Below are 21,270 nucleotides of genomic sequence, written 5' to 3'. Positions count from 1 at the left end.
AAAATAAACATATTATATCTAAATAGTAGTTAAATATTAAAAAAAATAGATCAAATGTGCACTATCTCTTTTGCCTATGATTAATCATAGGATATAAAGAGATGATTAATAATATAAGCGCTTTTAAACTTATAGGCTAATTAGTCGTTGGTATAACCAGGTAGCGCATCTAAAGCACTTTCTAAATAACTCATGGTATTATTTAAATTTGAAACGGCAATATCCATTGCATTAAATTGTGTATACAAACGCTCTTCATAATTATCCATACGGTATGTTAATGCTTCCTCTTGCTCTTCTAAGTCAGTAATTTTCTTATAAAGTGAGTCAACTTTTCCATCAATAATTCCTTGGCTCGAAGCAACATCCCCACTAGACTCCGATATATTAGTATCAATAATACTATCTAATAAATCATTCATTACTGTGGTTAACCCTTCAGAATAAGTCACATTGCCACGGTCTCCAAGAGCACCGCCTTCAATAAGTAATTTAATGCCTTCTGAATCGCCAGATTCAGATAATAAATACTGGCCATCGTCGCTTGCAGAAATACCATTAATCATACCTTCAACATTTAAACCCGCAACACTCGTCGAGCCTGAAAAGCCTAAATTAGAAATAAAGTTAGCATCACTATTAGTAAATGCAACTGTTGAAGATGAACCATACTTATTAGAAGTAATTGATAGCTTCCCAGCATCATTAGTAATGTTGACACTAATATCATTATCTTTTAAATTTGAATCAGAATTTATTTTAGCTTGCATTTCAATAATCATTTCATCAACACTGGTATAAGTGCCAATAGTTAAGTCAATTAAACTCGACTCATAACCATTTACGCGTATTTGAAAGCTATTGTTATTATCATCCATGGTTAGCCCTGCGACCACTGTAGCATCTAAAGTTCCTTGCGTAGCTAGCTGTGTGACTTCGACTGCGTAGGTTCCTGGTTTAGTCGCACTGTCGTTACTATCAAATGAAATTAATGAGTCTGTTGTCGCGCCTGTTGCTGTAAAAAGTCAGCAACGCCTTGCAAATCATTTTTTAAGGCTTCTTCAAGCATAGTAGTATCTAATTCTAATGTTCCATCTCGTTGAGTCAGCATACCTAAGTCAGCAAAGCTATGTATCGAGCCATCAATATGATCCATTTGTGTATTTAAAACGCCACGCATCATAGTCTGAATATTACGTATCGTTGAATCACCGTTTAACACCCCATTGTCGCTTGCATCAACACCGTTAAAAGCCGTTAATTCATTCATTTTAGACATAGTATTATTATAACTTTCAAGAAAGGCTTGAATTTGCTCTTCGACTTCACTGGTATCTGCGTCAATTTTTAAGGAAACTGTTTTTCCCTCTTCTGCACTATTTAAGTTTAAAGTGACACCTTCAATGACACTAGTAACATCATTACTGTCACTAGTAATGGTTATACCATTCATCACAAGTTCAGCATCCTGAGCAACAACGGTTTCAGTCATATTTTTACTAGTGGCGCTATACGTAAAACGATCCAATCCTGTGTTTGTTGCAATAGCACCACCAGAAAGATCTGTAGCAGTCAATTCTACGGCACTTTTTTCACCGGTTTCTTTACTAGTTAGTATTAAGCGATAATTAGTACCGTCATTAATAATGGATGCAGAGACACTAAAATTATTATCTGCATCATTTATTTCATCACGCAGACCTTCCAATGAGTTATTACTTTTCCCGGTAATAGGATCAATGTCGTTAGAGATGCTGATTGTTTCAAATGTTCTATCAGAGTCAGCAGTAAAAGTATCATTATCGACACCACTATAGGTGCCATAAGTTAACGTAATAATACCTTCTCCGATCTCATCTGTAACATCAGTAAATGCAATTGACTCAGCAGAAACTAACGTATGAGCTTGTGCTCTTTGCTTAACTTCAAATTCCCACTGTCCAGTATCTGCACCATAACCTATAGTTGCATCTAAAATTGAAGAGTCGCTACTCGTGGATGTGGCAGTGCAAAGCTAGAATCATAACCGAGTTGCTTATAAGATGATTTAAAAGTGGAAAGTTCACTATTTAGCAAGCCGTAGGAGGAGATCATTGCCGTTGCTTCGACGGCCGCTTCAGTCATCTTTGTTAACGCAGGATCTTTTTCTGCATCAACAATGGCAGTAACAATCGTATTGATATCTAGACCAGAGCCAAGACCTGTTGAAGTGATTGAAGACATAATAATTCCTTATTTTCTGTATCATCTACAATTAGCAATTTTTAATGCTGTGATCAATGCAAAATTTATACCAATTAATATCAGCCTCGAGTTGCTTGCTAGCTTAGAGCTTCGAAGGATTAGCTTTTTAGTTTGTCGATACTCGTCGCTCGATGCTCGCGACTACTTACACCTTTGTATCAAACAAAATACCGACTACATCATCCATTTTTTTGCGTAAAACAACCAACTCTTCCGAAGGTATTTGTCGAATAACTTCTTCAGTTTCTGAATCTCTTACTGAAATTACTTTTTCTCCAGACTCTTCATCTACTGAAAAAGATAAGTTACGTTGCATATTTTGAAAAAAAGCATTCATTTCTTCAACGGTTTCTTTTACTGTGCTGGATGATTGCTCAGTATCTTTTATTTCTTTTTTCTTTATCATCGGTAATTGCTTCAGATTTAGCAACTGAAGTAACAACCTCTTCTTCTGTTTGAGTATTTTTTATATTCTCTTTTTCAATTCCTACTAAACTAGAAGGTGATAATGTAATATTAAAATCAGACATAATAACCTCTTCTCTATGACCATATGGCAAAAAAGCCCCCTATTGCTAGGGAGCTATTAATCACATTTTATTAGCTACCTAAATACTTAGCCAAGTAGTGAAAGTACACTTTGAGCTGATGCATTTGCTTGCGACAACATTGATGTACCTGCTTGTTGTAAGATCTGCGCTTTACTCATTTTAGATGTTTCTTCAGCAAAGTCTGCATCTTGAATTCGAGAGTTAGATGCTGATAAGTTTTGTGAAACATTCTCTAAGTTAGAAATCGTTGAATCTAAACGGTTTTGAATTGCACCTAATCCAGCTCGAGATTCACTGATTTTCTCCAATGCAAGCATCAATTTTATCAATACTACTCATTGCACCTGACATTGTAGATACATCTGTTCCTAGCGAGTCAATGCTTTTACCACCCATTTCATTATCAAGGCCAACTAAAGCTAGTGCAGTATCACGAGCGACCTGCGTAGTCGCATTAGATGTAATCTCAACTGCACTTCCATCTGAGGTTGAGAATTGTATGCTTGTACCTACAGCAGTTGCAGTTACACCTGTTTCTTCAGTTAAAGCATTTACAGCTGAAACTGTAGTATCTATATCGACAGCAGAACTAGCAATAAGGTCAACACCATTAATTTGTAGTCCGTCAGCTGCCGTTATGCCATCAGTAGCATCATAAGAGGCGACAGTAGCAAGAATAGAGTCGGCACCATTAACAACTGTAAAACCAAAATCACTTGCGTTACTAGCACTAGTCGTATCTTCAAAGTCATTAACACTAATCGCGCTACCATCATCACTTTTTAGAGCTATATACCCTTCCTGCGCACCTGTTATTGATGTCATACCAGAACCAGCTGTTGTTCCTGCAACTGTAATTTCAGCACCAGTATCATTAGTTAATAACAATTCACCTTGGTCGCCAAGTGATGCCGTAACGCCGGTAATATCACGGTTAATTGTATCAACTAAATTGTCCATTGAAGAGGTAGCGCCTAGTGTAGTAGTCGCTCCATCACCAACTTTAATAGTCATTCCTGAAGTAATCCCTGATGGTACCGCACCTGCAGAATCAATTGCATCGCCTTGTACCACATTATATGCACTTGCAGTGACACCTGTTTCTGCTGATTTTTCATTAATAACACTTGCCATGTTAGCGAGTGCATTACCATAATCTTTACTTGTTTCAACAGCGCCAATTGAAACACCATTTATTTCGATTGAACTAGCGGCAACATCACCACTTGTTACACGACCACCATTCACATCTTCTTTATTTAAGTTACCATTTAAACCTAAATCATTTGTTGTTACTGAATCAATAGAAAAACTAAGTGTTTGACCTGAATTTGCACCAATTTGTAAGGTTGTAGAGCCAGCAGAGCCATCTAATAATTTAGTACCGTTAAACTCTGTTGTTTCTGCGATACGGTCCAATTCTGAGCTAAGTTGGTCAACTTCTTTTTGGATTGAGGCTCTGTTTTCTGCTGAGTTTGTATCATTGGCAGATTGCACTGATAATTCACGCATACGTTGAAGGATGTTAGTCATCTCATCCATTGAGCCTTCAGCGGTTTGCGTCATCGAGATACCATCATTTGCATTTCGAACTGCTTGGTTAATACCAGAGATTTGAGACTGCATACCAGTAGAGATTGCAAGGCCAGCAGACATCGTCTTTTGCGCTGTTGATACGTAAGCCAGAAGACAAACGTTCCATCGCTTCGTTTTGTGTGCTTTGTGATTTGTTTAATTGACGTTGCGCATTTAGCGACATTACGTTTGTATTGATTACTGATGCCATGATGTGCTCCTTGGTTATTTATTTCTGACTTAACTATTAAATAAATTTGGTCAGTTGAATTGGTTATATTTCTTTATCGACCGCTTAAAAAATAACTTTAATTAATTTTGTAATTTCTTTAACGGTTCATTTTCAAAACAGTCGATGTTCAGACTTAATAACTTTATCGACCAAGGGAAAAATAACTTTAGGGAAAAATAACAAAATAGTAGTCAATTGTTAGCTGTCAGCTGTCAGCTGGTTAAAAACAAAAATATTTTTATATTTATTTTCAGTTATTTAACTATTATTAATTTAGCGAATAATGGTTAAAAAATAACTATCAGTAAGTTCAAAATCAGAGGCAAAGCGGAAAGCTAAAACTGATGACTAATTGCTTAGTTCAAAATAAAAGTCAAAATGTATTGGCTAAAAAGCTCGTAGCTCGAAAGCTTAAAACAGAAAAAGGTAGCCGAGGCTACCTTTAAATGGGTGGAAACTGAGGAGAAAATGAGAGTAAAAACCTACGAAACCTTTCACCCATTTTACCTGTAATGGCAAATCAAACTAACATGGCAAGTTATTGCCGTTTATTTAGCTAGATTCACCACCTCACTTTATCCTTGTAATAACGATAGTACATTTTGAGTACTTGCATTAGCTTGAGAAAGCATTGAAGTACCTGCTTGCTGTAGGATCTGTGCTTTACTCATTTTCGACGTTTCAGTCACAAAGTCAGCATCTTGAATACGAGAATTCGATGCAGATAAGTTTTGTGAAACATTTTCAAGATTAGAAATTGTAGAGCCTAACCGGTTTTGAATAGCACCTAAATTCGCTCGAGACTCAGAAATTTGTTGTAAAGCATTATCTATTTTTTCTAAACTACGAACTGCTTTTTCCGACGTCGTTACACTAAGCCCTAAATCAGTTACAGCTGTACCTCCAACCTCATTGACTCCTAGTTTGTCTAAAGCGGTCTTTCTTGCCGCAACTGTATCCGCACCACTAGCGATGACAATATCTCCACCATCTTCTGCAGTAAAAATAAGCTCAGTTCCAGCAGAAGACAATGTCGCAGTTACCCCAGTTTCATCAGTCATTTTATTAATTGTTGTTAGCTGATCACCGATAGCACTGCCTGTACTGACAATTTCAACACCATTAATAGTTAACTCATCCGCGAGCATCAATAGACCCACCTGTAGGTGCTTCTCCTGTCACCGCATTTCCATTTGAAATTAAAAAACCAAACGCTTTGACATCAGAAGCGACTCCGTCACCAGCACCAATATCAATAGGCTCACCTGTTTGACTTGTTAAGCCTAAGTACCCTTCATAGGTTGTCGGTGCACCTTCTAAGCCTGAATCGCCTAAATTTCCACCTACGATAATTGATTTTCCGGTATCATTATTTAAGATCAACTGACCGTCATCGCCTACAGTTGCAGTTAATCCCGCAACATCTCGATTAATAGTTTCAGCAAGGTTTTCCATTGATGAAGTGGCACCTAATGTGACAGTAACATCTGTACCAACAGTAATCTCTAATCCAGAAGTAATACCTGTGACGTCACTACCAGACTTGCCTTCCACAATATTGTATGCATCAGCAACAACACCTGTTTCAGCTGTTTGTTGATTTATCACACGTTGTATTTCATCAGCGCCTCCTGGTGCTTCAGTAGCTCCAATATTGACCCCATTAATAGCTACTAATGATGCATCCAGAGCCCCAGCAGTTACACGCCCACCATTTAAATCACCTTTATTTACGCCACCATCTAAACCCAAGCTTGCATTTGTAACGGCTTCAATAGAAAAGGTTAGACTTTCACCAGCATTCGCACCGATTTGTAGGGTTGTTGATGAATTAGAACCATCTAATAAATTGCTCCCATTAAACTGGGTTGTGCTTGAAATACGATCTAACTCTGCATATAACTGATCAACCTCTTTCTGAATAGAAATTTTATTTTCTGAAGAGTTTGTATCATTGGCGACTTGAACAGAAAGTTCACGCATACGTTGTAAAATGTTAGTCATTTCATCCATTGACCCTTCGGCAGTTTGGGTCATTGAAATACCATCATTTGAATTTCGAACGGCTTGATTAATACCACGAATTTGCGATTGCATACCCGTTGAAATAGCAAGACCGGCGACATCATCCTTTGCGCTGTTGATACGTAAACCAGAGGATAAACGTTCCATGGCTTCATTTTGAGTGAGCTGGCTTTTGTTTAATTGGCGTTGTGCATTCAACGACATTATATTGGTATTTATTATTTGTGGCATAATTTACTCCTTTGTTCCTATCAATCCCTGAATGGGGAAAATCGGCAAGTTTTGTTCGTTTTGCCGTCAATTTTTACTCTCACGGGTTATAATGCGATTTACATGCCAACTTTTAAAGCCAGCATTATTTCTAGGGTGATTTGAGATTTTAAAAATTCAGTTATGATTTTATGACTAGATTTATTATTAAAAATCATAGAGTTATTTTTAAAGTGAAAAAGAGGATCTTGAATGAGATAAAAGGATCTTTGCGCTAAAATGGCAATATAGTTTGAATATCTAGCTTTTCTAAGGGTGGCAAGTTTTTAGAATTTTATTGGAAAATATTGGAAGAATGGCAAAAAGAGGTGTTAAAAGGCAAGTATAAGCGATGATCTTTTTAATCCGTCAAAAGATCATCATTACATATAGTCAAAAATAGACACGAACTACTGACACAGCCACACAGGCTGGTCGGCGTGTATTTTGGATCTCAACAGTGATCTCTTTTTCGATCTCAATACCACGCTTGATCGGGGTGATCTTGATTAAACGGCTGTGTGCGCGGATCACACTGCCGGTTTTGACAGGATAAGGAAAACGTACCTGGTTTAAACCATAATTCACTGTCATTTTTGCGTCAGGATAGAGTGGTTTATCTGCATCAACGCTACCCGTTAAGCGAGGTAATAAAGACAGCGTTAAAAAACCATGAGCAATGGTAGTTTTAAAAGGAGACTCTTTTTCTGCTCTTTCAACATCATTATGCAACCATTGTTTATCTTCCGTAACATTAGCAAATTGATCAATGCGATCCTGTGAGATCGTTAGCCAATCGCCAACATGTATCTCTTGACCAATTTGAGTCTGTAATGTCAAAAAGAGTTCTCTTGCTTCAGGTGAAAGTTGTACAGGCTTTTGAGCAACCTTGATAGATTTACCATCCTTAAGGATGGAATACTCTCTTACCCATGAACGTAATTGTTCTCTGTTACTATGCGCTTTTTTGATAAACAGCGAATAATAATCACGAATTGTTGGAGACATCCAAGGTGTAAAATCGACCGCGAACCTTTCCATAAACTCAGCTTTATATTTGTTGATATCAAATCTTTTCATAACATTTTCCGGCTTTATAAAGTTGCATTGATATCCATTAATACTTGTGCTGGATTATCAGCTTGAGTAATAGGTCGACCAATCACTAAATAATCAGAGCCAGAGTCCATGGCTTGTTTCGGCGTTTTAATACGTCGTTGATCACCGGCATCACTGCCAGCAGGGCGAATACCTGGTGTTATTAGTTTAAATTCTTTACCTAACAATGCTTTTAATTCTGTTGCTTCATGTGAAGAGCAAACAACACCATCAAGACCTGATGACTTAGTTAAGGTTGCAAGACGTTTTACTTGCTCAAGAGGCGATAGGTCAATGCCAAGCTCTTTTAAATCACTTTCATCCATACTAGTTAATACAGTCACAGCAATCAGTAGAGGCGCTTTATCTCCGTATGGTTCAAGGATCGCTTTAGCCGCTTCCATCATGCGTCTTCCACCACTCGCATGTACGTTTACCATCCAAACACCAAGGTCAGCAACTGCTTTTACCGCTTTAGCGACGGTATTAGGAATATCATGGAATTTAAGATCTAAGAAAACATCAAAGCCTTTATTAACAATTTGTTTAACGAAATCAGGACCAAAGTGGGTAAACATTTCTTTGCCAATTTTTAGACGGCAAGTAGTGGGATCTAGTTGATTTATAAAATCGAGTGCAGTTTGTTTATCGTCGTAATCTAATGCGATAACAACTTTTGGATCTAACAAATTCATTTTCTTCCTTAATTAATTTAAATAAGCTTTAAGGCTTTAAGGCTTTAAGCATATCTTGTACCCTTAGCTTTAAAGCCTCGAAATATGCTTTTCATGTTTAGCCTTCCAGCCTTAAAGCATGTTTTCGCTTATAGCTTTAAAGCTCTATTCGCCGTCGAGGCCCCGAATTGGCTTGATCCTTCCCCAGCTTTTACAGGAAGGACACAACCAAAATAACTTATTACTTGAATAGCCACATTTTTGACAGCGATATTTTGGACGTAATTTTATTTGTTCAGCAACTAGTTTCTGTAAAAAAGAGAGACTCTCTGCTTCATTTTCCGCTTCAGAAAGGGTCAAATGATAGGTCATCAATTGATTAAAGCCTTTCATGGTAGGGTTACGGCGTAACTCTTGAAGCATAAATGCTTGAGCTTTTTCTACGCTTCTAAATTGTGCTATCAACTTAGACAATAGAACAACACTACTTGCACCGGCACCTAAACTAATAATGCGATATAAATAGTTTATGAGTTCTTCTTCGCTTCCCAACTTTTGATGAAGAAGTAAAAGCCTATCTAAGATCACTTCACTAAATTCAATATCTTCATCAGGGATCGACTGCAAAACTTGTAGCGCTTTTTCTGTCTGATTGATTCTTTGATAATAATCACTCAAGGCTATGCTTGCTTTAACGCAGGCAGGAAAAATCGATAACGCTTTTCTATATAGTTTTACCTGCTGTTTTTCATCTTTATCTTCTAGCGCTAGACTGCAATATAAATAGGAAAGTGTTTCTGCGTTTTGGCTTAACCTTGCCTAATCGATTGTAGGCTTCTGTGATAGCAACAGCCTCTTTCCAGTCCTTTAATTGCTGATAAATATTTAGCAGGTTTTCTAATGCGACTTGTTTATATTCAGGGGATTGTTTTAATTGTAAAAATATCTCTTCACAGCGGTCAAATAGCCCTGCCTGATAAAAGTCTCGACCTAGTTGTAATAATGCTAAATCTCTTTGCTCACGAGTTAAGGAGGGACGTGCTATGAGGTTTTGATGAATACGAATAGAGCGCTCTACTTCGCCTCTTTGACGAAATAAATTGCCTAGGGCAAGATGTGTTTCAATTGTTTCACTATCAACATCTAACAAGGCAATAAAGTGATCAACAGCTTTATCGGGTTGATCACTAAGTAAAAAGTTAAGTCCCTTAACGTAATCACGACTTAGTTTATTTTCTTTTTTTGTGCTTTTTGATGAACGCTACGCACGCCCATATACCAGCCATAAAAAGTCGCGACAGGTAAAAGGAGGAAAAATATCTCCTGCACTGCTGACTAGTCTTTAGTGTCTGTAGCACGTAACAAGCTCAGCTCTTTACGTTGATTTTTATTTAACTTACGAAGATTGCGCGTTTTCATCATTAAACGTAAATAGAAAAGCATGCCAATACAAGCAGAAACAATAAAACCTAACATGAAATTAATCGCCAGTAAGGTTGATAAGCGAATATCACTTTGCGCCAAGATATAATTAATATTAACTGTTTGTTGGTTTTTTAAACCTAAAACAATCGCAATGATAAATAATAAAACAAGCAACACTAATAAAATAAAACGTTTCATATTTTAGCTCTTTACAAGTGAGTGGGGAAAGGGCCTGTTAACATTTCAAAATTAACAGAGCCTAAGTGTATTATAAATTAACTTAGGATTATACCCGTTATCATGCAAGAAACAAAATGAGTAAGCGACCTATAATCAGGAAGTTGGATCCCATAATTTGACGAGATGTGTCTATATTTTAGACAAAAAAAATGGTGCTTTAAAAGCACCATTTTGTGGTCTGTTATGCATTAAGCATTAACGGCGTTAACTCGCTCTCTCAACTCTTTGCCAGGTTTAAAGTGTGGCACATGTTTACCACCTAATTCGACTTTATCTCCTGTTTTAGGATTACGTCCGATACGTGGTGCACGATAATGTAATGAAAAACTACCAAAACCTCTGACTTCAATTCGCTCGCCCTGGGCAAGAGAATTTGTCATAAGTTGTAGCGTTTCTTTTACACTGTCCTCAACTTCTTTAATAGACAATTGAAAGTGCTTGCTGGTTAGTCTTTCAATCAAATCAGACTTAGTCATAATTTACCTCATTTTTTAGTTATTGAATGCAGTAAGTAGACTCCAGTTAATTAGGAAGGATATCGCTACCCTTCCCAATTAATTATTTGCCTTTAGCCGCATTGAATGCGTCAAGCATTGCATTACCCATGCTTGCTTCATCTTGCTCTTTTAAGCTATCAATTGCTTCTTTCTCATCAGCTTCGTCTTTCGCTTTGATAGAAAGGCTAATTACGCGGTTTTTACGATCAACACCAACGAATTTAGCTTCAACAGGCTCACCAACTTTCAGAATCGTAGACGCATCTTCGATACGGTCACGTGAAATGTCAGCAACACGGATGTAACCTTCAACACTATCAGCTAGTGTCACGATTGCACCTTTAGCATCAGATTCTAAGATAGTACCGTTAACAATAGACCCTTTCTTATTTTCTGCTAAGTAATTATTAAACGGATCAGCGACAATTTGCTTGATACCTAGAGAAATACGCTCACGCTCTGGGTCAACTTGTAGTACAACAGCTTCGATTTCGTCGCCTTTTTTGTACTCTTGAACAGCTTTCTCGCCTTCAACATCCCAGCTAATATCTGAAAGATGTACTAGACCATCAATGTTTCCGTCAAGACCGATGAAGATACCGAAGTCAGTAATAGACTTGATTTTACCAGAAACTTTCTGGCCTTTATCGTGTGTTGAAGAGAACTCTTCCCATGGGTTAGCTTTACATTGCTTAAGACCAAGAGAGATACGACGACGTTCTTCATCGATATCTAGAACCATAACTTCAGCCATGTCACCTAAGTTAACAACTTTAGATGGGTGGATGTTTTTGTTAGTCCAATCCATTTCAGAAACGTGAACAAGACCTTCAACGCCTTCTTCAATTTCAACGAAACAACCGTAATCAGTTAAGTTAGTTACTTTACCAGTTAAACGAGTTGATTCTGGGTAACGCTTAGCGATAGCAACCCATGGATCTTCACCTAGTTGCTTAAGACCTAGTGAAACACGAGTACGCTCACGATCGTATTTAAGTACTTTAACGTTGATTTCATCACCAACATTTACGATTTCACTTGGGTGTTTAACACGTTTCCAAGCCATATCAGTAATATGTAGTAGACCGTCAACACCACCTAGATCTACGAATGCACCGTAGTCTGTAAGGTTCTTAACAATACCTTTAACGTCTTGACCTTCTTGAAGATTTTCAAGTAGCTCTTCACGTTCTGCACTGTTTTCTGTTTCGATAACAGCACGACGAGATACAACAACGTTGTTACGTTTTTGATCAAGTTTGATCACTTTGAATTCAATATCTTTGTTTTCAAGGTGCATAGTGTCACGTACCGGACGTACGTCAACTAATGAGCCAGGTAAGAATGCACGAATACCGTTTAATTCAACAGTGAAACCACCTTTAACTTTACCGTTAATAACACCGATAACAGTTTCTTGGTCTTCGTATGCTTTCTCAAGCTGGATCCAAGCTTCGTGACGTTTCGCTTTTTCACGAGAAAGTTTAGTTTCACCGAAACCGTCCTCTACCGCGTCTAACGCTACGTCTACAACATCGCCAATAGCAACTTCGATTTCACCAGCAGTGTTTTTAAACTCTGCAACATCGATAGCCGCTTCAGATTTAAGGCCAGCATCAACGAATACTAGGTTGTTACGAATTCCAACAATTGTACCTTTAACAATTGTACCTGGGCGAGTTTCTACCTGTTGAAGAGATTCTTCAAATAGTTCAGCAAAAGATTCCATCATCTATTTATTCACACTTATTTTATACAACCCATCACATTCCATTCGCGAGGGAGGCAAGAAAAATTATCATTTCATCCATGAAACGATATATTAATAGCAGTAAATTATTTTACTACCAAATCGAATTTAAGCTTTACTAAATCAATAACTTGACTAACAACTTCATCAATCGTTAATGAGGTTGAATCAATTTCTATAGCATCTTCTGCAGGCCTTAATGGGGCTACAGTTCGATTTCTATCTCGATCATCTCGATCTTTGATTTCGCTTAAAATTTGCGCGATGCTAACATCAAAACCTTTGTTTTGCAACTGATTAAAGCGACGCTCGGCTCGCTCTTCAGCACTTGCATCCAAGAATACTTTTACTGTGGCGTCAGGGAAAACAATGGTTCCCATGTCTCGACCATCAGCAATTAAACCCGGTAATTGATAAAAAGCTTTTTGACGCTCTAGTAATGCATCACGAACAATTTGAATTGAAGCAACTTTAGAAGTCGCCTCGGCAACTATTTCAGTACGCAATTTATCACCGACATTTTCCCCTTCTAGAAGAGTATCTACGCCAGTACCATTGGATATAAAAGCAACTTCTAAATTGATTGCTAATGTTGCTAATTTTTGTTCATTATCTAAATCAATATTTTTTTGCAAAGCGACGTAAGCTAAAATGCGATATAAAGCACCGCTGTCTAATAAATTCCAGCCTAATTTGTCCGCTAAAATGTGACACACAGTGCCTTTGCCTGAACCACTTGGGCCATCAATTGTAATTATATTCATACTTGCGATTTGATCCTTATAAGGTTTTAATCAATCTCATCCATAAATGCGTCAAGATTTTGTTCCGCTTCAAATGACTTTTGTCGGTTGCTTTCTTCCAATAACGCTTTCATTTCGTCACTGTCATGATAAAACTTAAAAGCTTCGTACTGGATATAAGCTTCTTTAGCAAAAATATAGGGATCAATAGCCTGCTCAAGTAGCTTTTCTTGTCCTAGAACACTTTCACGTTTGTCTAATCCATCGAGGCCCGTCAAGGTAGCTGTTTCACCAAAGGACAAATAACTCATCGGAAAATATAACCCATCAACAATGCCACCAATCAGCTTTCTGGTGCTTCGAGGACCAATCACAGGCACCATCAAATAAGGGCCATGAGGAACATACCATCGACCTAAGACATTACTAAATGTTTCCCTTTGGCGAGGAATGCCACCTTCTTCTGCAAGGTCAAACAGGCCTAAAACACCAAAGGTAGAATTAATAGAAAATCTAACTAAGGCATTAAGTGCCGGCCTGAATTTGAGTTGAATCAGATTATTTACCATGGTTGACGGTTCTTCAAAGTTCAATACAAAATTATTGATTGCTTTGCGTCCACCATCAGGGACCCAATCCACATAACTTTCAGTCACAGGTTTGTAGATGTAAGTATCTAATACCAAGTAATTAAAGTCCCAAATCACGCGGTTAATTGGCTCGATTGGGTCACTCATATGGGTTTGATATTCATAATCGCCATTTGCTGTTTGTGCTGATGCAATAATGGGCAGATTAAGTACACATATTAATAACAGTCGAATACTTTTACTCATAATCAATTTCTCTTTTATGCTAGAGTTTTTCATTAATGACAATATTTACGGGTGTTGTTTGCCCAGCTTTAATGATACCACTAACCCCTTGCCAATCACCGTCTTTATTCATCACATCACCGGTTTTAGATATTCTAACTTTAACAATGAATTCGCTTTGATCACTCAACTTCAAACCTTTTACCATTTCATTTGCATCTGAAATTTGAGTCGTGAAGGGAAATTCAGTTAGGGCCATTTTTATGGCGAGCAATGGGCATTTGAGGGCCTGAGACAGCCTGCGCATAAACTATAATAAAGCCTGACTCAGGGATTTCAACCTGTTCTGCTACCGAGACGTCAACAGAATAAATAGGCGAATCCGTATTTTCTTGTGAAACTGTTGCTACCTTTTCGGATTCAGCACTATTCACGGCCACGGATTGCCCTTGCATTTGTTTTTCAGCATAGGAGATGCTATCGCGTAACATACCAGCTTGTTCAGAACTAACATCTACCAGTGTTAACATTTGTTGCCAGCGTTTTATCGCGGCAGGATAATCCTGTCGTTCAAGTGCCATGAAAGCATACATTGACCAAGCCTGTAATTCTGTTGGTTTTTCAATTAATAACTTCTCTAGCATCAATTCAGCTTGTTGCTGTGATGATTCATCACCTGTTTGCATTTTTAATTGTGCAAATACTAGCAGAATATCAACGGAGCTTGGGTTTAACTGATAAGCCTTGGTAATGGCATCTAAGGCTAATTCATTATCTTTAAAAACCATACCTAAACGGCTATATAACAACCAACCATCGGCATCAGAAGGATCATTCGCAAGTCGCGTTCTTAAGCCAAGCATAATATCACGCAGATCCTGCTCAGTCGGACGGTTACCACTATTACTAAAAAGTTGTTCCTGTAAGGCAGGATAACGCTGTAATGAATCCTCCCATTTACTCACTTCCTGATAAGCCCCTATCTGCCAATATGTAAGCAAACTGCCTAATGTCAACAAAAGCAATCCTGGTAACCATAATAATTTATTACCATGGCTCGTTGATGCCTGTTGTTGATCGTTAATATCATCTAATAGGTTATGTTGTAATTCTGAAATAATTTTTTCTTTATCAATTAATAAACCTTGCTCATCGTCCTTCTCAAGCTCATTAATACGCACATCATACAATGCACGGTTAAGTTGATTACGATTATTATCGTTACTGATATTACGCTTTTTAGTCGTTAAAAAGGGAATCACAAATAGCGCCGATGCAATAATAAGTAACAAAATGGCACCTAACCAAAATTGTATAACCATTATTTAATTTCCTGTTTTAGAATGTCTTTCAAACGAGCCTCTTCATCACTATCAAGTTCATCATCTTTGCTACTTTTATGCTTTGCTTGGCGATACAAAACCAAAAAACCAAACACAATAAATAACAAAGGACCTAACCATAAGAAAATAGTCGCTGGTGTAATAGGTGGATCATAACGTACAAAGTTACCAAAGCGTGCCACCATATAATCAATCACTTGATCATGTGTTTTACCTTCTTTGACTAACTCATAGGTTTTATTTCGTAAATCCTTGGCTAATTCCGCATTGGAGTCTGAAATATTCTGATTTTGACATTTAGGGCAACGTAATTCTTTGGTTAATCCATGAAATATTTTTTCTTGCTCTGGTGACTCAAATTCAAAGGTATCAATGGCAGTTGCATTGATATTAGCGCCCCTAACATCATAAAAAAATAAATAGAGTGAGTATTCGCTTTATCATATTATTGCATCCCATCAAATAAGTCTGATAGCTGATCATTCCAAATCTTCGCGTTTAAATCACCGACATGTCGATACTGGATAATGCCTTTACTATCGATGAAGTAGGTTTCAGGTGCACCATATACGCCTAAATCCATACCTAACATACCATTTTCATCAAAAAGACTAATTTGATATGGGTCTTTCAAATCCGTTAACCATTTGATCGCTTTTTGACGATCATCTTTGTAGTTCATACCAATAATGTAAATTCCTTCGCCTGCTAAAACATTAAGAAACTTATGCTCTGCATAACAGGTTGGACACCAAGTTGCCCAAACATTAAGGAGCATTTTTTGTCCCTTAAAAATAGACGCATCATACTGTTTATTTTCATCGTAAATATCTTGCAGAGTGAACTCAGGAACAGTTTGCCCAATCAATGCAGAATCTAGCTTTCTAGGATCGCTATACAAACCTTTAAACAGGAAAATACAAACCAATAAAAAGATAAAAAGTGGAACAGATAAAATAACTATTTTTCGAGTCTTATTCATCTTACAGTTCCTCTTTTTTTGTTGCTTTAACACGATAACGCCTATCTAGCATCATCAAAATACCGGCAAATCCCATCATTAATGGCCCAAACCAAATCCAGCGAATAAAGGGTTTATAATAAATACGTACCGCCCAAGCACCATCTGGCAATTGTTCACCCATCGCAATATACAAATCTCGAGTTACGCCAGCATCAATAGCGGCTTCGGTCATGGCCATACGCTGAACATTATAAATACGCTTTTCTGGTTGCATTGTTGCCACATATTTTCCTGCTTCTTTGATGGTGAATTCAGCCATTGTTGTGCTGTAATTCTGCCCTTTAAGGTCTTTTACTGCATCAAAATGGAAGTCATAATTCTCAAAGGTAATATGTTCACCAACTGCTAATTTCACATCCCGCTCAATAGAATAGTTTTGAGTCATGGTAATACCCATGATCAACACTGCAAAACCAGCATGGCCGATACTCATTGCCCAATGACTAAAGCCTAATTTTTGTAGGCCAATAAATAATGAAAAACGATGTGTAGCACGTAGATAAACTTCGTAACAAGTGGTTATCAGTACCCAAAAGCCTAAAAATACGCCCATCAATGCTAACCAAGTAAAATGTGACGCAAAGCTATAGATAAAAATAGGTGTCATAATAGCGGTAAGCAACAATGAATGAACAAGTGGCTTGAATAATTCATTTATATTTTGGCGTTTCCATCGCACTAAAGGTGCAACACCAAGAAATAAAGCAAAAGGCACTACGAGTATACTAAAAATATTATTAAAGAAAGGTTCGCCAATGGAAATACTGCCTAAACCAATTTCTTTATGTATTAGTGGTAATAATGTGCCTAATAGCACCACAATCAAAGCGAGCAATCAATAGAATATTATTGGTCAATAACATGCTTTCTCGAGAAAACAGCTGATAACGTCCACGGCTTTTTACTTTCGGAGCTTGTATTGCATAAAGCAATAAAGAACCACCTATTATCAGTATCAGGAAGGCTAAAATAAACAAGCCTCGCGCAGGATCACTAGCAAAGGCATGCACAGAAACCAAAATACCAGAGCGTACTAAAAAGGTACCTAATAAGCTTAAAGAAAAGGCAGTGATCGCCAGTAATACTGTCCAGGATTTAAATACCCCACGTTTCTCTGTGACAGCAAGGGAATGAATTAAAGCAGTACCTGCTATCCAGGGCATAAATGACGCATTTTCAACGGGGTCCCAGAACCACCAACCGCCCCAACCTAATTCATAATAGGCCCACCAGCTACCAAGCGCGATACCGACAGTTAAGAATACCCAAGCGACCATTGTCCAAGGTCGAGACCACTTTGCCCAGGCACTGTCTAAACGCCCTTCCATTAATGCGGCAATAGCAAAGGCAAAAGCAACTGAGAAACCAACATAACCCATATACAACATAGGTGGATGCATGATTAGACCTATATCCTGTAATAATGGATTTAAGTCTCGTCCATCAACCGGGAAATATGGCAAAGTACGTAGAAATGGATTTGAGGTGATTAAGACAAATAAGTAAAAACCAAAGGATAATAAACCTAATACAGCAAGCACTCGCGCTACAGACTCTATTGGTAGACGCTTACTCATCACTGCAACCGCACTGCTCCAGATAGCAAGTAAGAAGACCCATAGTAGTAATGAGCCTTCATGCGCACCCCATACCGCAGATAAACGATAATACCAAGGCAATTCACTATTGGAGTTGGTAGCAATATATGTGACGGTAAAATCATTTGCCAAAAACAAATAACTTAAAATGACAAAGGATAAAGCAACAAAAACAAATTGTAGAATGGTAAGTAATTTAGCAGATTCAATTGCATTTTGTTGTCGAGTATAAATACCATATAAAGGATATATAGTTTGTAATAACGACAGCATACACGCAATAATCAGTGCAAATTGACCAATTTCAGCCAGCATTAACTCTTCCTCTACTTATTAGTATTTGTTTTTAAATGATCCATTCCATCCAGTGCTTCTGCAACTTCTGGTGGCATATATTCTTCATCATGCTTTGCAAGTACTTCAAAGGCACTGACTTCTTTGGCACTCATCAGTTCGCCTTGAGCAACAATACCCTGACCTTCTCTAAATAAATCCGGCAAAATACCATCAAAGAAAATGGTCACAATACCGCCACCATTATCAATCAAATCAAAACTTACTTTTAAACTATCTGGGTCACGTTGAACTGTCCCGTTTACTACCATGCCACCGATACGCAGACGTTGCCCAATTTCCGGCTTAATACCGGTTTCATTTTTGCCTTTAATAACTTCTGTCGGTGTATAAAATAAATCGATATTTTGTTGTAACGCAAACAACACCAAACCTATGGCTAAAGACAAACCAAGAATCAGTGATGAAGTAATGATTAAACGTTTTTTACGTCTTGGGTTCATAATGTATCTTCCGTATTTTTGGCACTTTTCATTCGTTGCTCACGCAAATAGCGTTGTTCAACTTCTTTTAATATTTTATTCTTTTTAGCAACACTGTTAATAATTAAAATGAACAAGGCTAAAAATGTTAAACCATAGGATAGCCACACATAAAACCCGTAACCTCCCATTGCAATAAATTCACTCATCGAATCAAACGCCATGTTATTTTCCCCTGACATTTTTTCTATCACTAAAGCTCGAACCCATGGTCGATGACTTTCTCTCGACAATATCTCATTACGAAAACGCAGTAGGCTCACCGCACCAAGAAATGCTCCAAAACCAACAATCATAATGAGTAATGGCCATAACATATCTGGCGCCATAGAAGGTTTATCAAATTTACTAATCGTCGCCCCTTGATGAAGTGTATTCCACCAAACAACTGAGTAATGAATAATCGGTAAGTTAATCACACCCACTAAAGTTAAAATAGATGCGAGCACGACCTGCTAATGCTTTATCAGAGAAGGCATTATACAGGGCAATAATCCCTAAATAGACAAATAATAAAATCAGTTCAGAAGTTAAACGCGCATCCCAAACCCACCAAGCACCCCACATAGGTTTCCCCAGGCGCCGCCAGTTACTAGAGCAATAAAGGTAAAAACAGCGCCAACGGGTGCAATAGCGACGACATTCATTTCAGCTAAACGGATTTGCCATACTAGGGCAATGAAAGTCGCAACCGCCATAGTCGAGTAGGCGACCATTGCCATCATAGTCGCGGGGACATGAATATAAATGATACGGAAACTATCGCCTTGCTGATAATCTGCAGGTGCAAAAGCCAATCCCCAAATAAGCCCAACAACAAACGTCAGTAAAGTAACAACACAAAACCAAGGTAGCAATTTTCCAGCTAACAAATAACTTTTTTCAGGTTTTGCATAGGGTGTAACCATTTCCACATAATAAAGTAACTCGCTATCGATATTTAAACAAAATCAGCTCACGCTAACCCGTAATGAGGCAAGCAATGGCAAAGGGCGCTAAGGTAATTGACGTCACTAACATTGCGCCTAATAGTGCCAATAAACCAAGATAAGACTGTCCATAAGAGGTCGCATCAATTGCCATGGTCGAAAAAATTAAAATAGGGATGCTTAATGGCGACATAATTAAACTCAGTAATATCCCCCTTTTCGTAAACCAACGGTTAAAGCGACACCAATTGCACCTAATAAGCTTAATATTGGCGTACCAATTAATAAGGTCAATAAAAGTGCCCAATAAGCCTTTACATCCATGGCTAAAAAAGCGGCTAATAACGGAGAGATAAAGAGTATCGGTAATCCTGTTAATAACCAATGTGCAAAAACTTTTGCGCTTACAAGCCATGCAAGAGAATGTGGCATTATCATTAACTGCTCAAGCGAACCATCAGCAAAATCATCGTTAAATAGGCGTTCAAATGAAAGTAAAGCGACCAATAATGCGACCACCCATATAATACCGGGAGCAATACGAGCAAGTAAGATAGGGTCGGTGCCAATGCCTAAGGGGAAAAGCGTTACAACAATAATAAAAAACCACACTGGATTTAATATATCGCTGTGACGACGAAAAGCACCTTTTAGTTCCTTATTAACCACCTGCAAAAAAACATCAAACATAACGCGCTTCTTCCGGTTTATGAAGCAAAATTTTTGTGAGTAAACCTTTCTCAATAGAGAGATCTTGATGCGTAGTTAATAACACAATACCTCCCCGTCGCGCATGATCTATAAATAGCTGCTCTAAAACTTGAACACCTGATTTATCAATTGCTGTAAAGGGTTCATCTAATACCCATAATGGACAATCATTTAACCATAAACGCGCTAAAGCAACACGTCGTTGTTGACCAGCAGAAAGCTGTGCAGTGACAATATCTTCATAACCTGCCAAACCAACTTTGGCTAGTACACTCCAAAGATCGACTTCGGCATAACAAGACTGTAACTTTTGGAAAAACTGGAGATTTTCAATGGCGGTTAACTCAGGTTTAATACCCGTTTTATGTCCAAGATAAAGCAAGTCCTTATAAAAGCTTTCACGTTCTTCTAGCGTTATCTTATCATGCCAAAATATATTGCCTGAATAGGGCTGTGACAAACCGACGATTAAACGAAACAAGCTTGTTTTTCCAACGCCGTTAGGACCTTCAACTTGAACAATAGTTCCCGAATTAATGGTGAAGTTAAGATCGCTAAATAATATCCTATCTTCTCGGACACAAGTTAAATTTTCACAGCGTAGCATCAAGAGAACCTAATAAAAATAGTAAATAGGCAATATATATCCGCTACCATTCTATATGTAATATCAATTGGTAACGATTATAAATCAGGCATCCTAACGGATCT

26 protein-coding genes and 3 pseudogenes are annotated in these 21,270 nt (G+C 37.8%); all 29 read right to left on the bottom strand.

What is annotated here, in order from left to right; translation table 11 throughout:
• Nucleotides 1-140: 140 nt before the first annotated feature.
• The 29 genes and pseudogenes from fliD (ACLKMH_RS06670) to ccmA all read right to left on the bottom strand — a co-directional run bounded on the left by fliD (ACLKMH_RS06670) (nt 141) and on the right by ccmA (nt 21,166).
• Nucleotides 141-896, bottom strand: a complete 756-nt coding sequence (fliD, locus tag ACLKMH_RS06670; RefSeq protein WP_413701353.1) for a flagellar filament capping protein FliD — start codon at nt 894-896, stop codon at nt 141-143.
• A gap of 92 nt (nt 897-988) precedes the next feature.
• Nucleotides 989-1,708 carry a flagellar filament capping protein FliD gene (fliD, locus tag ACLKMH_RS06665; RefSeq protein ID WP_413701352.1) on the bottom strand — a complete coding sequence of 240 codons (720 nt, stop codon included), beginning with the start codon at nt 1,706-1,708 and terminating at the stop codon, nt 989-991.
• A 263-nt stretch (nt 1,709-1,971) separates the two neighbouring features.
• Entirely contained in the window at nt 1,972-2,223 is a 252-nt protein-coding gene (locus ACLKMH_RS06660) for a flagellar cap protein FliD N-terminal domain-containing protein (RefSeq protein ID WP_413701351.1), read from the bottom strand.
• 166 nt (nt 2,224-2,389) lie between these two features.
• On the bottom strand, nt 2,390-2,650 hold the full coding sequence (locus ACLKMH_RS06655; RefSeq protein WP_413701350.1) for a flagellar protein FlaG: 261 nt from the start codon (nt 2,648-2,650) through the stop codon (nt 2,390-2,392).
• A complete protein-coding gene (locus ACLKMH_RS06650) occupies nt 2,619-2,804 on the bottom strand; it encodes a hypothetical protein (RefSeq protein ID WP_413701349.1) in 186 nt (61 codons plus the stop codon). Before ACLKMH_RS06650 ends, ACLKMH_RS06655 begins: the two co-directional genes overlap by 32 nt.
• Before the next feature lie 56 nt (nt 2,805-2,860).
• Complete coding sequence (locus ACLKMH_RS06645; RefSeq protein WP_413701348.1) at nt 2,861-3,103, bottom strand: flagellin; 243 nt, start codon at nt 3,101-3,103, stop codon at nt 2,861-2,863.
• On the bottom strand, nt 3,087-4,451 hold the full coding sequence (locus ACLKMH_RS06640) for a flagellin hook IN motif-containing protein (protein ID WP_413701347.1): 1,365 nt from the start codon (nt 4,449-4,451) through the stop codon (nt 3,087-3,089). Before ACLKMH_RS06640 ends, ACLKMH_RS06645 begins: the two co-directional genes overlap by 17 nt.
• Nucleotides 4,396-4,581 carry a hypothetical protein gene (locus tag ACLKMH_RS06635; protein ID WP_413701346.1) on the bottom strand — a complete coding sequence of 62 codons (186 nt, stop codon included), beginning with the start codon at nt 4,579-4,581 and terminating at the stop codon, nt 4,396-4,398. Before ACLKMH_RS06635 ends, ACLKMH_RS06640 begins: the two co-directional genes overlap by 56 nt.
• 596 nt (nt 4,582-5,177) lie before the next feature.
• The gene (locus ACLKMH_RS06630; protein ID WP_413701345.1) at nt 5,178-5,750 is read right to left on the bottom strand and encodes a flagellin; all 573 of its coding nucleotides are present in this window, start codon (nt 5,748-5,750) and stop codon (nt 5,178-5,180) included.
• Entirely contained in the window at nt 5,737-6,858 is a 1,122-nt protein-coding gene (locus ACLKMH_RS06625; RefSeq protein WP_413701344.1) for a flagellin hook IN motif-containing protein, read from the bottom strand. Before ACLKMH_RS06625 ends, ACLKMH_RS06630 begins: the two co-directional genes overlap by 14 nt.
• A 411-nt stretch (nt 6,859-7,269) precedes the next feature.
• Nucleotides 7,270-7,956 (bottom strand): MaoC family dehydratase, encoded by a 687-nt coding sequence (locus ACLKMH_RS06620; protein WP_413701343.1) that lies wholly within the window; start codon nt 7,954-7,956, stop codon nt 7,270-7,272.
• A gap of 14 nt (nt 7,957-7,970) precedes the next feature.
• Complete coding sequence (gene pyrF / locus ACLKMH_RS06615; RefSeq protein WP_413701342.1) at nt 7,971-8,669, bottom strand: orotidine-5'-phosphate decarboxylase; 699 nt, start codon at nt 8,667-8,669, stop codon at nt 7,971-7,973.
• 144 nt (nt 8,670-8,813) lie between these two features.
• Nucleotides 8,814-9,326 (bottom strand): hypothetical protein, encoded by a 513-nt coding sequence (locus tag ACLKMH_RS06610; RefSeq protein WP_413701341.1) that lies wholly within the window; start codon nt 9,324-9,326, stop codon nt 8,814-8,816.
• A gap of 76 nt (nt 9,327-9,402) precedes the next feature.
• Entirely contained in the window at nt 9,403-9,798 is a 396-nt protein-coding gene (locus ACLKMH_RS06605) for a hypothetical protein (RefSeq protein WP_413701340.1), read from the bottom strand.
• Nucleotides 9,799-9,983: 185 nt separating this feature from the next.
• Nucleotides 9,984-10,271, bottom strand: a complete 288-nt coding sequence (locus ACLKMH_RS06600) for a LapA family protein (protein ID WP_413701339.1) — start codon at nt 10,269-10,271, stop codon at nt 9,984-9,986.
• 230 nt (nt 10,272-10,501) lie between these two features.
• Nucleotides 10,502-10,789, bottom strand: a complete 288-nt coding sequence (locus ACLKMH_RS06595; RefSeq protein ID WP_413701338.1) for an integration host factor subunit beta — start codon at nt 10,787-10,789, stop codon at nt 10,502-10,504.
• Nucleotides 10,790-10,871: 82 nt separating this feature from the next.
• Nucleotides 10,872-12,542: a 30S ribosomal protein S1 gene (gene rpsA, locus ACLKMH_RS06590; RefSeq protein WP_413701337.1), complete on the bottom strand. Its 1,671-nt coding sequence runs from the start codon at nt 12,540-12,542 to the stop codon at nt 10,872-10,874.
• 104 nt (nt 12,543-12,646) lie between these two features.
• Complete coding sequence (gene cmk / locus ACLKMH_RS06585; protein WP_413701336.1) at nt 12,647-13,324, bottom strand: (d)CMP kinase; 678 nt, start codon at nt 13,322-13,324, stop codon at nt 12,647-12,649.
• 26 nt (nt 13,325-13,350) lie between these two features.
• Nucleotides 13,351-14,139, bottom strand: coding sequence for a VacJ family lipoprotein (locus ACLKMH_RS06580; RefSeq protein ID WP_413701335.1), 789 nt, complete (start codon nt 14,137-14,139; stop codon nt 13,351-13,353).
• Nucleotides 14,140-14,158: 19 nt separating this feature from the next.
• Entirely contained in the window at nt 14,159-14,377 is a 219-nt protein-coding gene (locus ACLKMH_RS06575) for a hypothetical protein (RefSeq protein ID WP_413701334.1), read from the bottom strand.
• Nucleotides 14,364-15,440, bottom strand: coding sequence for a c-type cytochrome biogenesis protein CcmI (ccmI, locus tag ACLKMH_RS06570; RefSeq protein ID WP_413701333.1), 1,077 nt, complete (start codon nt 15,438-15,440; stop codon nt 14,364-14,366). Before ccmI ends, ACLKMH_RS06575 begins: the two co-directional genes overlap by 14 nt.
• Nucleotides 15,440-15,850 carry a cytochrome c-type biogenesis protein gene (locus tag ACLKMH_RS06565; protein WP_413702276.1) on the bottom strand — a complete coding sequence of 137 codons (411 nt, stop codon included), beginning with the start codon at nt 15,848-15,850 and terminating at the stop codon, nt 15,440-15,442. Before ACLKMH_RS06565 ends, ccmI begins: the two co-directional genes overlap by 1 nt.
• 56 nt (nt 15,851-15,906) lie before the next feature.
• A complete protein-coding gene (locus ACLKMH_RS06560; RefSeq protein ID WP_413701332.1) occupies nt 15,907-16,443 on the bottom strand; it encodes a DsbE family thiol:disulfide interchange protein in 537 nt (178 codons plus the stop codon).
• 1 nt (nt 16,444) lies between these two features.
• Nucleotides 16,445-18,398: pseudogene (locus tag ACLKMH_RS06555) on the bottom strand (heme lyase CcmF/NrfE family subunit).
• 11 nt (nt 18,399-18,409) lie between these two features.
• Nucleotides 18,410-18,880 (bottom strand): cytochrome c maturation protein CcmE, encoded by a 471-nt coding sequence (gene ccmE / locus ACLKMH_RS06550; RefSeq protein WP_413701331.1) that lies wholly within the window; start codon nt 18,878-18,880, stop codon nt 18,410-18,412.
• Nucleotides 18,877-19,050, bottom strand: coding sequence for a heme exporter protein CcmD (gene ccmD, locus ACLKMH_RS06545; protein ID WP_413702275.1), 174 nt, complete (start codon nt 19,048-19,050; stop codon nt 18,877-18,879). Before ccmD ends, ccmE begins: the two co-directional genes overlap by 4 nt.
• Before the next feature lie 54 nt (nt 19,051-19,104).
• A pseudogene (locus ACLKMH_RS06540) lies at nt 19,105-19,835 on the bottom strand (heme ABC transporter permease); the annotation flags it as partial.
• A gap of 34 nt (nt 19,836-19,869) precedes the next feature.
• Nucleotides 19,870-20,538 (bottom strand): annotated as a pseudogene (gene ccmB / locus ACLKMH_RS06535) (heme exporter protein CcmB).
• Complete coding sequence (gene ccmA / locus ACLKMH_RS06530) at nt 20,531-21,166, bottom strand: cytochrome c biogenesis heme-transporting ATPase CcmA (RefSeq protein WP_413701330.1); 636 nt, start codon at nt 21,164-21,166, stop codon at nt 20,531-20,533. The pseudogene ccmB and the gene ccmA overlap by 8 nt, the downstream one beginning before the upstream one ends.
• Nucleotides 21,167-21,270: the final 104 nt, after the last annotated feature.

The organism is Psychromonas sp. KJ10-10 (assembly GCF_047323245.1).
Taxonomy (GTDB): Bacteria; Pseudomonadota; Gammaproteobacteria; order Enterobacterales; family Psychromonadaceae; genus Psychromonas.
Note: the sequence above shows the minus strand (reverse complement) of the source record. Positions and strands in the feature narration are given on the sequence as shown.

Coding starts and splice junctions, on each gene's coding strand:
- ACLKMH_RS06660 (WP_413701351.1), bottom strand. CDS start 2,223: ATGTCTTCAATCACTTCAACAGGTCTTGGCTCTGGTCTAGATATCAAT.
- ACLKMH_RS06655 (WP_413701350.1), bottom strand. CDS start 2,650: ATGATAAAGAAAAAAGAAATAAAAGATACTGAGCAATCATCCAGCACA.
- ACLKMH_RS06640 (WP_413701347.1), bottom strand. CDS start 4,451: ATGTCTGCTGGCCTTGCAATCTCTACTGGTATGCAGTCTCAAATCTCT.
- ACLKMH_RS06635 (WP_413701346.1), bottom strand. CDS start 4,581: ATGGCATCAGTAATCAATACAAACGTAATGTCGCTAAATGCGCAACGT.
- ACLKMH_RS06630 (WP_413701345.1), bottom strand. CDS start 5,750: ATGCTCGCGGATGAGTTAACTATTAATGGTGTTGAAATTGTCAGTACA.
- ACLKMH_RS06625 (WP_413701344.1), bottom strand. CDS start 6,858: ATGCCACAAATAATAAATACCAATATAATGTCGTTGAATGCACAACGC.
- ACLKMH_RS06620 (WP_413701343.1), bottom strand. CDS start 7,956: ATGAAAAGATTTGATATCAACAAATATAAAGCTGAGTTTATGGAAAGG.
- pyrF (WP_413701342.1), bottom strand. CDS start 8,669: ATGAATTTGTTAGATCCAAAAGTTGTTATCGCATTAGATTACGACGAT.
- ACLKMH_RS06600 (WP_413701339.1), bottom strand. CDS start 10,271: ATGAAACGTTTTATTTTATTAGTGTTGCTTGTTTTATTATTTATCATT.
- ACLKMH_RS06595 (WP_413701338.1), bottom strand. CDS start 10,789: ATGACTAAGTCTGATTTGATTGAAAGACTAACCAGCAAGCACTTTCAA.
- rpsA (WP_413701337.1), bottom strand. CDS start 12,542: ATGATGGAATCTTTTGCTGAACTATTTGAAGAATCTCTTCAACAGGTA.
- cmk (WP_413701336.1), bottom strand. CDS start 13,324: ATGAATATAATTACAATTGATGGCCCAAGTGGTTCAGGCAAAGGCACT.
- ACLKMH_RS06580 (WP_413701335.1), bottom strand. CDS start 14,139: ATGAGTAAAAGTATTCGACTGTTATTAATATGTGTACTTAATCTGCCC.
- ACLKMH_RS06575 (WP_413701334.1), bottom strand. CDS start 14,377: ATGGCCCTAACTGAATTTCCCTTCACGACTCAAATTTCAGATGCAAAT.
- ccmI (WP_413701333.1), bottom strand. CDS start 15,440: ATGGTTATACAATTTTGGTTAGGTGCCATTTTGTTACTTATTATTGCA.
- ACLKMH_RS06560 (WP_413701332.1), bottom strand. CDS start 16,443: ATGAATAAGACTCGAAAAATAGTTATTTTATCTGTTCCACTTTTTATC.
- ccmE (WP_413701331.1), bottom strand. CDS start 18,880: ATGAACCCAAGACGTAAAAAACGTTTAATCATTACTTCATCACTGATT.
- ccmD (WP_413702275.1), bottom strand. CDS start 19,050: ATGGGAGGTTACGGGTTTTATGTGTGGCTATCCTATGGTTTAACATTT.
- ccmA (WP_413701330.1), bottom strand. CDS start 21,166: ATGCTACGCTGTGAAAATTTAACTTGTGTCCGAGAAGATAGGATATTA.